Source organism: Vibrio sp. KUL80 (assembly GCF_059725495.1).
This window is the reverse complement of the sequence record NZ_AP045841.1, coordinates 2,748,859-2,761,296: the sequence shown is the minus strand read 5'-3', so window position 1 is coordinate 2,761,296 and position 12,438 is coordinate 2,748,859. Positions and strand designations below refer to the sequence as shown.

The following is a 12,438-nucleotide window of genomic DNA, read 5'->3' as shown; positions in this document are numbered from 1 at the left end:
CCACACTTAGTTTTGGTAGACACAGAGTCTTCATATAAACTGAGTTATAGTTAGATCAGGGGCCGCATATGTGCCCCTGATTTTTACCCTAATTAGAATCAATCGAGGAATAGAGAATGGCTGTTACTGCTGCTCTAGTTAAAGAACTGCGCGACCGTACTGGCGCAGGCATGATGGAATGTAAGAAAGCGCTTGTTGAAACTAACGGCGACATCGAAGTTGCTATCGAAAACATGCGTAAGTCTGGCGCTGCTAAAGCTGCTAAGAAAGCTGGTAACATCGCTGCTGAAGGCGCGATCATCATCAAAGAAGAAAACGGCGTTGCTGCTCTTCTTGAAGTTAACTGCCAAACTGACTTCGTTGCTAAAGATGCTAACTTCACTGCATTCGCAGAGAAAGTTGCTGTTGACGCACTAGCAACTAAAGCAACTGCTGAAGAGCTAGTTGCTAAGTTCGAAGAAGAGCGTGTTGCTCTTGTTGCTAAAATCGGTGAGAACATCAACATCCGTCGCGTACAGTACGTTGAAGGTGCTGCAATCGCTGCTTACCGTCACGGTGAGAAGATCGGTGTTGTTGTTGCTGGTGAAGGCGACGCAGAAACTCTTAAGCACGTTGCTATGCACGTTGCTGCTTCTCGTCCAGAGTTCGTTAACCCAGAAGACGTACCTGCAGACGTAGTTGAGAAAGAGAAAGCTGTTCAAGTTGAAATCGCTATGAACGAAGGCAAACCAGCTGAAATCGCAGAGAAGATGGTTATTGGCCGCATGAAGAAATTCACTGGCGAAATCTCTCTAACAGGTCAACCATTCGTAATGGAACCTAAGAAATCTGTTGGTGAAATCCTGAAAGAGCGTGGCGCATCTGTAGCGACATTCGTTCGTCTAGAAGTTGGTGAAGGCATCGACAAAGGCGAAGAAATGAGCTTCGCTGATGAAGTAGCAGCAGCTCAGAAAGGTTAATCCTTGACGATTTGTTAATGAAGAGACCGTGGCCTTGGCTGCGGTCTTTTTACGACTAGGCTAGCCGTTATTTTTTAATCGTCATGAGTTGGGATTCCTATACTAGTCTCAACCCATGACCGTTAATCGATAACTCTTTGGAAGGTATACTCCATGACAACGAACCCAAAACCTGCTTATCAACGTATTCTGTTAAAACTTAGTGGCGAGGCTCTACAAGGCGAAGAAGGCTTTGGTATCGACCCTAAAATCTTGGATCGTATGGCTCAAGAAGTAAAAGAACTAGTAGAACTGGGTGTTCAAGTTGGTGTTGTAATTGGTGGTGGTAACCTATTCCGTGGTGCGGGTCTTGCTGAAGCTGGCATGAACCGTGTTGTTGGTGACCACATGGGTATGCTTGCGACTGTAATGAATGGTCTAGCAATGCGTGATGCTCTGCACCGCGCTTATGTAAATGCTCGTGTCATGTCAGCTATCCCACTGAAAGGTGTATGTGACGATTACAACTGGGCTGATGCGATTCGCGAACTTCGTCAAGGTCGCGTAGTTATCTTCTCTGCAGGTACTGGTAACCCATTCTTCACTACAGACTCTGCTGCGTGTCTACGTGGTATCGAAATCGAAGCTGATGTGGTTCTTAAAGCAACCAAGGTTGATGGCGTATTTACTGCCGATCCAGTAGCTAACCCAGATGCAGTATTATGTGATAAGCTTTCGTACAACTCAGTTCTAGAAAAAGAGCTGAAAGTAATGGACTTGGCTGCATTCACATTGGCACGTGATCACAAGATGCCAATTCGTGTATTTAACATGAACAAGCCAGGTGCACTTCGCCGAGTTGTGATGGGTGAAGCAGAAGGCACGCTTATCAGCGACGCAGAATAAGAGTACACTCTTAACCAGAATTATCGAAGGACATAGCCTGAAAGCACAACAGCTTTCAGGTTACTATTATTTAAGGTGATATTGTGATTAACGAAATCCAACAAGACGCTCAAGAGCGCATGGCAAAAAGTGTTGAAGCACTAAAAAACAACCTAACTAAGATCCGTACCGGTCGTGCACACCCAAGCCTTCTTCAAGGTCTTTCTGTTGAGTACTACGGTGCGCCAACGCCTCTTAACCAGGTTGCGAACGTTATCGCTGAAGATGCACGTACACTAGCGATCACTGTATTCGACAAAGAGCTTGCTCCTAAAGTTGAAAAAGCGATCATGATGTCTGACCTAGGTCTAAACCCTATGTCTGCAGGTACGGTTATCCGTGTACCACTTCCACCACTAACAGAAGAGCGTCGTAAAGACCTAGTTAAGATCGTTCGTGGTGAAGCGGAAGGTGGTCGTGTTGCTATTCGTAACATCCGTCGTGACGCTAATGGTGAGCTAAAAGCGCTACTAAAAGACAAAGAGATTTCTGAAGACGAAGATCGTAAAGCACAAGACGAAATTCAGAAAATCACTGACGCTGCTGTTAAGAACGTAGATGAGCTACTAGCAGCGAAAGAAAAAGAGTTGATGGAAGTCTAATTTTTCATCGATTGACTCTTGTTAAGACGCTGTGCTGACAGCACAGCGTTTTTTTATGCTACTCTGTCCGTCCCAATTATAACTACATTCTTTTATGCAGAACTCAGACACCTTCAACGACGCCCTTCCAAAACATATCGCGATCATCATGGATGGTAATGGCCGTTGGGCTAAGTCCAAAGGAAAGCCGCGCGTATTCGGGCACAAAAAAGGGGTTTCAGCGGTTCGTAAGACGATTTCAGCAGCGGCAAAGCTTAATATAAAAGCGGTCACCTTGTTTGCATTCAGCAGCGAGAACTGGCGCCGTCCTGAAGACGAAGTTGGCTTATTGATGGAGCTGTTTATTACGGTTCTATCAAGTGAAATTAAAAAACTCCACAAGAATAATTTAAGACTACGTATCATTGGCGACAAAACTCGCTTCAATGAGCGATTGCAGCGCAAAATTGCCGAAGCGGAAGCATTAACGGCTAACAATACCGGTACTGTGGTCAACGTAGCAGCAAACTATGGCGGAAAGTGGGATATCCTACAGGCCACCAAACAACTGGCTAAGCTAGTTGAGACGGGTGAGCTTAATGCTTCTGATATTACGGAAGACATGATCAGCCAACATGTCACTATGTCGGACCTACCTGACGTTGATCTCTTGATCCGTACCAGTGGTGAGTGCCGCATTAGTAACTTTATGCTTTGGCAAATGGCTTACGCGGAAATGTACTTTATGGATGAGTACTGGCCGGAATTTAACGAGGATACTCTCGTTAAAGCGATTACCTGGTTTATTAACCGAGAGCGACGCTTCGGATGTACCGGAGAACAAGTCAAAGCGTTAATGGAAGCCAATTAAGGACGATTTAATTTGAAACAACGAATTATTACCGCCCTAATCCTAGCGCCGCTGGTGGTTTGGGGGATCTTTTCTTTACCACTGTTGTGGTTCATAGGTCTCGTCTCAGCGATTACTATGGTTGGTGTATGGGAGTGGGCGCAGTTCACTCAAAATCAATCGCGTATCTTGGGAATGGTACCAACTGGTGCTGCTGTAGCACTGTCACTTCTTGTCGTCCCTTTTGATGTTATCTCTTTAAACACAGTTGCACCCTCACATATCGCTATATTAGGGGTTGGGTTTGGTTGGTGGATTATAGCTAGTGCTCTAGCGATGACTTATCCTAAATCTTCGTCTCTCTGGGATGGCTCTAGTTTGTTGAGACATGCCTTTGGCATTCTGACTTTGGTCCCGTTTTTATGGAGCATCGTGATTCTCCGCGGGCAGCACTACCACATTGATGCTTACTACGGCTCTAAACTCGTTTTGTTCGTCTGTTTGATCGTTTGGGCTGCAGATAGCGGCGCTTACTTCGCAGGCAAAAGCTTCGGTAAACGCAAGATGGCACCTAATGTCAGCCCTAATAAAACGATTGAAGGGTTATTGGGTGGCATAGCCGCTGCGCTTATCGTGGCTTGGGGCGCATCCGTTATCTTTGACATTCAGTTTACCAGTTTCGCTGCGATGGCTATCATTACGTTAGCAACAGTCGTGATTTCTGTTTTAGGCGATTTGGTAGAAAGTATGTTTAAGCGTGTCTCAAAGATCAAAGACAGCAGCAACATCATACCTGGTCATGGAGGGGTGCTTGATCGCGTTGATAGCTTAACAGCAGCTTTCCCTGTATTTGCCCTCCTATATCTCGTGTTTTAATCTGCTAAAGAGAGAGTGAGTTGTCACTCTCTCTTTGGTTTAAAAGTGGTTGTTTTAGCATGCAAAATCTTACCATTTTAGGTGCAACTGGCTCTATCGGAGCGAGCACTTTAAAAGTCGTTTCGGAAAACCCTTCTGCTTTCAATATCTACGCGCTCGTTGGTGGCAAAAATGTCACTAAAATGGCTGAGCTATGCGCGGTGTGGCAACCACAATTTGCAGTTCTAAATGACGAGGCTGACGCCAAGAGACTCAAAGCGCTACTTGTATCGGGTTCGAAAACTCAAGTGCTTTCAGGTCCACAAGCTATGTGTGACGTATCAAGCGCCAGTGACGTTGATATGGTCATGGCTGCTATCGTGGGTGCGGCTGGATTGCTTCCTACCTTGGCAGCTGTTAAGGCAGGTAAACGAGTTCTGTTGGCGAACAAAGAAGCCTTGGTGATGTCAGGCCAATTGTTCATTGATGCTGTGCGTGAACACAATGCTTCTTTGCTACCCGTCGATAGCGAACACAATGCTATCTTTCAGTGTCTGCCTACCGATATTCAAACTAACCTTGGGCATTGCCAATTAGCAGATTCTGGCATCAATCATATCTTACTGACAGGTTCCGGCGGTCCTTTCCGATATACCGATATCGCAGAATTAGCGAGTAAAACACCAGCTCAGGCGATTGCACACCCTAACTGGTCGATGGGGCCGAAGATTTCAGTAGACTCTGCGACCATGATGAACAAAGGGCTAGAGTTTATCGAAGCTCGCTGGCTTTTTAACACCTCGAAAGACCAACTAAAGGTGATCATCCATCCGCAATCGGTCATTCATTCAATGGTGCAGTACAACGACGGCTCAGTGCTGGCGCAGATGGGGCAGCCTGATATGGCGACACCGATTGCGTATTCCATGTCCTATCCAGACCGTATTCCGGCAGGCGTTGCACCACTTGATTTCACTAAAGTGGGTGAGCTGACGTTCCTTGAACCAGACTACTCTCGTTATCCTTGTCTAGCATTGGCGATGGAAGCGTGTTTTGAAGGGCAACATGCCACCACAGCGATTAATGCGGCCAATGAGATTGCGGTAGAAGCCTTCTTATCGGAAAAAATTCGATTTACCGAGATAAGCTCAGTAAATGAGCGTGTTATGTCGAAAGTATGCGCATCAAACGAATTTAAGCAATTGGATAACTTGGAAACTATTCTTGAGGTAGATAGAATGGCTCGAAGTTATGCGCAAGAAATAGTGCGTTCGTATTAATACAAGACTCTTTAACAGACCTCTTTTTGAGATATAGCTATGACTGATATTTTGTGGAATCTGGCGTCCTTTATTGTCGCATTAGGCATTCTTGTCGCCGTTCATGAATTTGGGCACTTTTGGGTTGCTCGACGTTGTGGCGTTTATGTTGAAAAGTTCTCGATTGGTTTTGGTAAGTCAATCTGGTCTAAGGTTGGTAGAGACGGCACCGAATACAGCATTTCAATGATCCCCCTAGGCGGCTATGTCAAGATGCTCGACAGTCGAGTCGATGAAGTCTCTGAGGTAGATCACAAGTATGCTTTCGATAAAAAGCCTCTATGGAAAAGAACCGCTATTGTAGGAGCGGGTCCAGCATTCAATTTCTTCTTTGCCGTATTCGCATACTGGTTGGTATTTCTTATCGGTGTACCTGCGGTTAAGCCTGTGGTGGGAGAGGTGACTCCAAGCTCAATAGCCGCTCAAGCGGGTTTAGAGCCAGGCATGCAGATTCTGTCTGTTGATGGTAAACAAACTCTAGACTGGGAGTCGGTAAACCTCGGTTTGGTTTCTCATATTGGTGATAGTCAGATGACGATCACAGTGTCATCAGAAAGCCAAATAGGAATGGACAAAAAGTTAACACTTGATCTTCAAACGTGGAACTTTAATCCAGAAACAGAGTCTGCTATGGGGACGCTTGGTTTTGTTCCTTTCTCTCCTGAGATAAAGATGACGCTGGTTAACGTCAGTGCGGATGGTGCAGGTGCACAGGCTGGTCTTCTTGTAGGCGATACCATCACTCAGATTGACGGTGTCGCTGTTGAAAGTTGGAACCAGGTTGTCGAAGCGATTCAAGGCAGTGCAAATACCCCACTACCAATGACGGTTAATCGAGCGGGGGAGAGTGTTTCAATCACCCTAGTCCCTGGCTCTCGCGAGTTGGCTGATGGGAGCAATATAGGGTTTGCGGGCATTGCTCCAGAGCTGGGCGAATGGCCAGCGGATTATCGATTTGAGCTTCAATATGGACCGGTAGAAGCGGTGGGTAAGGCCATCGTAAAAACAGGACAAATTATTGAGCTGACAATGACGATGCTTAAAAAGCTGATTGTTGGCGATGTGGGGCTAAATAATCTGAGTGGACCGATCTCGATCGCGAAAGGTGCGGGAACGACGGCAGATTATGGTTTGGTCTACTTCTTAGGTTTCTTGGCGCTGATTAGTGTCAACCTAGGGATAATCAACTTAGTACCGTTACCAATGTTAGATGGCGGTCATTTGATGTTCTTCGCTGTAGAGGCAGTGATTAGACGACCAGTCCCAGAAAAAGTACAAGAAATGGGCTATCGAGTGGGAGGTGCCATCATCTTCTCATTAATGCTGATAGCAATTTTTAATGATTTTACACGCCTTTGATATCAGAATTCAGGCAGCAGTATTAGCAAGGAATAATTAGAGCAGGTATGGCGATTAAGCATATTTTATTCGCATCTCTACTGGCGACAAGTGTGTCGGCGAATGGGGCTGAGGATTTTGTTGTACAGGACATTCGTATAGAGGGATTGCAAAGGGTTGCACTGGGTGCGGCGCTATTGAAGATGCCTGTACGTATTGGTGATACCGTTGACGGTAAAGATATTTCCGAAATCATCAACGCTTTGTACCAGTCTGGCAACTTTGAAGACATTAAAGTCCTTCGAGATAACGATGCGTTAGTCGTTCGAGTGAAAGAGCGCCCAACCATTGCAAGCATTTCATTCTCGGGCAACAAGGCTATCAAGGAAGAACAACTGCAACAAAACCTTGATGCGTCAGGCGTCGTGGTAGGTGAAGCACTTGATAGAACGACCTTGAGTAACATAGAAAAAGGTCTAGAGGACTTTTACTACAGTGTGGGTAAATACAACGCAAAAGTACAAGCCGTTGTCACACCACTTCCACGTAACCGTGCTGACTTGAAGTTTGTCTTTACAGAAGGTGTGTCTGCGAAAATTAAGCAGATTAACTTTATTGGCAACACCGTCTTTGCTGACGAAGAACTACTGTCTCGCTTCAACCTCAATGTGGATGTCGCTTGGTGGAACTTCTTGGCCGATGACAAGTACCAGAAACAGGTACTGGCCGGTGATATTGAAGCCTTGAAGTCATTCTACCTAGACCGTGGTTATCTGAAATTTAAGGTCGACACGACTCAGGTTTCTATCTCTCCAGATAAAAAAGGTGTGTACATCACCCTAGGTATCGACGAGGGTGAAGCTTACACCGTCAAAGACGTGAATTTCCGTGGTCAGTTGATTGGTAAGCAAGCTGAGTTTGAAGGCATGGTGCCGTTTGCTGCGGGCGATACCTATAATGGCTCTAGTGTAACCGCGCTGGAAGAGAACATTAAGCGAGTGCTGGGTGAGTCCGGCTATGCGTATCCTCAGGTAAGAACGATCCCAGAGTTTAACGACGAAACCAATGAAGTATCGCTAGTTATCAATGTGGAAGCGGGAAATCGTATCTATGTGCGTGACATTCGCTTTACTGGCAACAACTCGACAAAAGATGAAGTACTTCGTCGAGAAATGCGTCAGATGGAATCGAGCTGGCTGAACTCTAAGTCCATCGAAACGGGTAAAAACCGTCTGAACCGACTGGGTTTCTTTGAGACCGTAGACGTACAAACTGTCCGCGTTCCTGGTTCTGATGACCAAGTGGATTTGGTCTATGACGTAAAAGAAGCTAACTCGGGTAGTGTTAACTTTGGTGTCGGCTATGGTACCGAATCGGGTATCAGCTTCCAGGTCGGCCTTCAACAAGATAACTTCGCAGGTTCAGGTGACCGCGTTGGTATCAGTGCTATGACCAACAAATACCAAAAGAACATTACTCTAGATTATCGTGACCCATACTGGAACCTAGACGGCGTCAGTTTGGGTGGTCAGATCTTCTACAACGAGTTCGAAGCGTCTAAAGCGGGCATCATCGACTATACCGACCAAAGCTACGGCGGTACGTTGACGTGGGGCTTCCCGGTCGACGAACTTAACTATCTTGAGTTCGGTGGTGGCTATACCCATAGCCGTCTGGGTAACATCAAAGAATACGTTCAGATTGAAAAATTCCTGCAAGCTCAGGAGAAGAACCGAGATGCAGAAGGTAACTTGATTACCGATGATTTCCATCTGACAGCAGCATGGACTCGTAACAATCTTAACCGTGGTCGTTTCCCTACAGCGGGCAACCATCAAAAACTTTACGGAAAAGTGACAGTACCTGGTTCGGATGTTCAATACTTTAAGACACAATACGACATTAGGCAGTACTTTCCGATTACACAAAGCCACAACTTTACGTTATTGTTGAAGGGTCGTTTAGGCTACGGTAACGGTTATGGTCAAACCAACGGTAATGACAACCTGTTGCCGTTCTACGAGAACTTCTATGTCGGTGGTTTCTCAACACTGCGAGGCTTCCGTCAGAACTCGGTAGGTCCGAAAGCGGTTTATAACGATCCAAACGGCGGTGGTTGTGGTAACGTCGGCGGTAACAACCCGTGTTACTCAGCGACAGAACAATCGGTGGGTGGTAACGCGGTAGCACTAGCGAGTGTGGAGCTAATTGTTCCAACACCATTTGCATCGGATGAGTTCCGAAATCAAATTCGAACCAGTGTGTTCTTTGATGCGGCAAGCCTATGGGATACCGAGTTTACTTATGTATCCCCAGATCCAAACATGCCGGGTAAACAATATTACTACGACTATTCGGACCCATCTAACTACCGTGCATCGGTAGGTGTGGCACTCCAATGGATGTCGCCAATGGGACCGTTGGTCTTCTCATTAGCGACGCCAGTTAAGAAGTTTGAAGGCGATAAAACAGAAGCCTTTACCTTCACGATTGGTAACACATTCTAATTCTGTGGGGCATCGCCCCACAGCTTAAGTAAATACAAGATTTTTAAACAGAGGAATCGACCTTGAAAAATATGATGAAAGCGGCTGGTCTTGGCCTAGTTATCCTTACCTCTTCAATGTTTGCAACAGCAGCAGAAGCGGCTCAGAAAATTGGCTACGTGAACACGCTACAAGTTTTCCAAGCGCTTCCACAACGTGAAGCTACGCTTCAGAAACTGCAAAACGAGTTCAAAGACAAAGCGGCAGAGCTTCAAGCTATCCAAGCAGAAGCGACTAAGAAAATGGAAAAACTTCAGCGCGATGGCGAGCTACTGGGCACTGAAGAAGTAGAGAAACTACGTATTGAAATTGGTCAGCTAGACAGCAAATACAAGATCAAGGGGCAAGCTCTAGAGAAAGAGAGCCAGCGTCGTGAAGCAGAAGAGAAGCAAAAGCTTTTCCAAACTATCCAACAAGCTGTTGAGAAAGTGGCTGAGAAAGAAGGCTACGACATGATCATCGACATTCAAGCGGTGGGTTATGCGAAAGAAGAGTTCAACATCTCAAGCAAAGTTATCGACACTCTTAAGTAATTAGTTAGCTAGTAGGAATAACATGACAGCATTGACGTTAGCACAGCTTGCTGAGATCACTGGTGGTGAACTACACGGTGACGGGAATGTCTCGATTCGCACAGTTGCCCCAATGGATCGCGCAGGTGAAGGTGAAATTACGTTCTTAACCAACGTTAAGTACGCAAAGCACCTCGGAGAGTGTAAAGCTTCAGCAGTAATGGTGAAGGCAACGGAATTAGAGCATTGTAAAACGAATGCTTTAGTGGTTGCTGACCCTTATGTGGCTTACGCGAAAGTTGCTCAAGCATTAGATAGTACACCTAGTCCGGCTTCTGCGGGCATTGCAGCAAGCGCTGTAGTATCACCGGAAGCAAAATTAGGTAGCAATGTCTCTATCGGTGCTAACGCTGTTATTGAAGCCGGTGCTGAGCTAGGCGACAACGTTGTTATTGGTGCAGGCTGCTTTATCGGTAAAGGCGCAAAGCTTGGTGCGAACACTAAGCTTTGGGCGAACGTTGCCATCTACCATGATGTTGTGATGGGAACTGACTGCCTTGTTCAATCAAGCACAGTGATTGGCTCTGACGGCTTCGGTTATGCCAATGAAAAAGGTGAGTGGGTTAAGATCCCTCAGCTTGGTACAGTAAGAATTGGCAATCGAGTAGAAATTGGTGCCTGTACAACTATCGACCGTGGTGCACTCGACGATACGATTATCGAAGACAATGTCATCATCGATAACCAGATGCAGATTGCACACAACGTGCACATCGGATATGGCACAGCGATGGCTGGTGGTACTATCGTCGCTGGTAGTACGAAGATTGGTAAATACTGCCAAATCGGTGGAGCAAGTGTTCTTAACGGCCACATTGAAATCGCCGATGGTGTTATCGTGACGGGAATGGGCATGGTTATGCGCAGCTTACCAGAGAAAGGTATCTACTCGTCAGGTATACCGCTTCAAACCAATAAAGAGTGGCGTAAGACCGCAACTCGTGTTCATCGCATTGATGAGATGAACAAGCGCCTAAAAGCAGTCGAGAAACTGCTCGAGCAACAAGAGGACTAATCCTCAGTCGCTTAAACAAAAAAGGCTCGCTTTAAGCGAGTCTTTTTATGTGCGTGAACTTGGTTCAGGTCGAGCTTGGCTCCCTAACTGACACTGTGGGGTATTTGGGTATATAATGCCCCTAGACTAGAAAAGAATTGATATAGGATTTTTACTTTGAGCACCGATACTAAAACAATGAACATCACTGAGATTCAGGAACTTCTGCCACATCGCTATCCGTTTCTGCTTATCGATCGTGTGACCGATTATCAAGAAGAAAAGTATCTGACCGCTATCAAGAATGTTTCGGTGAACGAACCACAATTCACAGGTCACTTTCCACAGCTGCCGGTCTTCCCTGGTGTATTAATCCTAGAAGCGATGGCGCAAGCAACCGGCCTTTTAGCGTTTAAATCTTTTGGTGCACCAAAAGACAATGAGCTTTACTACTTTGCAAGTGTCGACAAAGCGAAATTCCGTAAGCCAGTAGTGCCTGGTGATCAACTCATTATCGAAGTGGAGTTCGTCAAAGAGCGCCGCGGTATTGCTGCGTTTAACGGTGTGGCGAAAGTTGATGGTGAGATTGTTTGTTCTGCTGAACTGAAATGTGCTCGTAGAGAGTTTTAATATGATTCATGAGTCTGCAAAGATACACCCAAGTGCCGTTATCGAAGGTAACGTCACTATTGGTGCGAACACCACGGTAGGACCATTTACCTACATTGCGGGTGACGTCACCATCGGTGAAAACAATGAAATTATGTCGCACGTCGTGATTAAAGGTAACACGACGATTGGCAATGACAACCGAGTGTTCCCGCAAGCGATTATCGGTGAAGAAAACCAAGATAAGAAGTATGGCGGCGAAGATACACGTGTAATTGTGGGTGACCGCAACGTGATCCGTGAGAGTGTACAGATCCATCGTGGCACCACGCAGGACAAAACACAGACTGTTGTTGGTGACGACAACCTGCTGTGTGTCAACGCGCACATCGCTCATGACGTGATCGTTGGTAATCACACTCATATTGGCAACAATGCAATCCTTGGTGGGCATGTTACCGTTGGCGATTATGCTGGCGTGATGGCTCTATCAGCGATTCACCCATTCTGCACGGTCGGCGCATACGCCTATGTAGGCGGTTGTTCTGCTGTCGTTCAAGATGTGCCACCTTATGTTTTAGCACAAGGCAACCATGCTACGCCGTTTGGTCTAAACCTTGTTGGCCTAAAGCGTAATGGCTTTGAGAAGCCAGAGCTTCGCGCATTGCAGAAAGCTTACAAAGAGATTTATCGCTCGGGTAAGACCTTAGCCGAAGTGAAGCCGGTACTGGAAGAGATGGCGCAAGAATGGGCCTCTGTTGGACGCTTCATTGAGATCTTGGAAACGTCAGAGCGTGGCATTATTCGCTAGCTCAGCATCTCAGCAAGCTTAAAAGATCGCCAGTTGGACTGGCGGTCTTTTTCTGTTTTAAGAAAACCATAAACTTATCG

General features: G+C 46.1%; 12 protein-coding genes. All 12 read left to right on the top strand.

Annotation, left to right across the window (positions count from 1 at the left end):
* Positions 1–116: 116 nt before the first annotated feature.
* The 12 genes from tsf (at position 117) to lpxA (ending at position 12,358) form a co-directional block, all read left to right on the top strand.
* Complete coding sequence (gene tsf, locus AC6I8U_RS12740; RefSeq protein ID WP_128647854.1) at positions 117–959, top strand: translation elongation factor Ts; 843 nt, start codon at positions 117–119, stop codon at positions 957–959.
* A gap of 153 nt (positions 960–1,112) precedes the next feature.
* Complete coding sequence (gene pyrH, locus AC6I8U_RS12735) at positions 1,113–1,844, top strand: UMP kinase (protein ID WP_042476351.1); 732 nt, start codon at positions 1,113–1,115, stop codon at positions 1,842–1,844.
* An 83-nt stretch (positions 1,845–1,927) separates the two neighbouring features.
* Complete coding sequence (frr, locus tag AC6I8U_RS12730) at positions 1,928–2,485, top strand: ribosome recycling factor (protein ID WP_042476355.1); 558 nt, start codon at positions 1,928–1,930, stop codon at positions 2,483–2,485.
* Between the two features lie 94 nt (positions 2,486–2,579).
* A complete protein-coding gene (uppS, locus tag AC6I8U_RS12725; protein WP_042476358.1) occupies positions 2,580–3,335 on the top strand; it encodes an undecaprenyl pyrophosphate synthase in 756 nt (251 codons plus the stop codon).
* A 12-nt stretch (positions 3,336–3,347) separates the two neighbouring features.
* Complete coding sequence (locus AC6I8U_RS12720) at positions 3,348–4,190, top strand: phosphatidate cytidylyltransferase (protein ID WP_498017080.1); 843 nt, start codon at positions 3,348–3,350, stop codon at positions 4,188–4,190.
* A 59-nt stretch (positions 4,191–4,249) separates the two neighbouring features.
* Entirely contained in the window at positions 4,250–5,449 is a 1,200-nt protein-coding gene (gene ispC / locus AC6I8U_RS12715) for a 1-deoxy-D-xylulose-5-phosphate reductoisomerase (RefSeq protein ID WP_498017079.1), read from the top strand.
* 39 nt (positions 5,450–5,488) lie between these two features.
* Positions 5,489–6,847, top strand: a complete 1,359-nt coding sequence (rseP, locus tag AC6I8U_RS12710; RefSeq protein WP_498017078.1) for a sigma E protease regulator RseP — start codon at positions 5,489–5,491, stop codon at positions 6,845–6,847.
* 47 nt (positions 6,848–6,894) lie between these two features.
* Entirely contained in the window at positions 6,895–9,333 is a 2,439-nt protein-coding gene (bamA, locus tag AC6I8U_RS12705; protein WP_498017077.1) for an outer membrane protein assembly factor BamA, read from the top strand.
* A 71-nt stretch (positions 9,334–9,404) separates the two neighbouring features.
* Positions 9,405–9,905: an OmpH family outer membrane protein gene (locus tag AC6I8U_RS12700; protein WP_128647935.1), complete on the top strand. Its 501-nt coding sequence runs from the start codon at positions 9,405–9,407 to the stop codon at positions 9,903–9,905.
* Positions 9,906–9,927: 22 nt separating this feature from the next.
* On the top strand, positions 9,928–10,959 hold the full coding sequence (gene lpxD, locus AC6I8U_RS12695) for a UDP-3-O-(3-hydroxymyristoyl)glucosamine N-acyltransferase (protein ID WP_498017076.1): 1,032 nt from the start codon (positions 9,928–9,930) through the stop codon (positions 10,957–10,959).
* 177 nt (positions 10,960–11,136) lie between these two features.
* Entirely contained in the window at positions 11,137–11,568 is a 432-nt protein-coding gene (gene fabZ / locus AC6I8U_RS12690; protein ID WP_394153572.1) for a 3-hydroxyacyl-ACP dehydratase FabZ, read from the top strand.
* Between the two features lies 1 nt (position 11,569).
* Positions 11,570–12,358: an acyl-ACP--UDP-N-acetylglucosamine O-acyltransferase gene (lpxA, locus tag AC6I8U_RS12685; RefSeq protein ID WP_446569058.1), complete on the top strand. Its 789-nt coding sequence runs from the start codon at positions 11,570–11,572 to the stop codon at positions 12,356–12,358.
* The last annotated feature ends 80 nt before the right edge of the window (positions 12,359–12,438 follow it).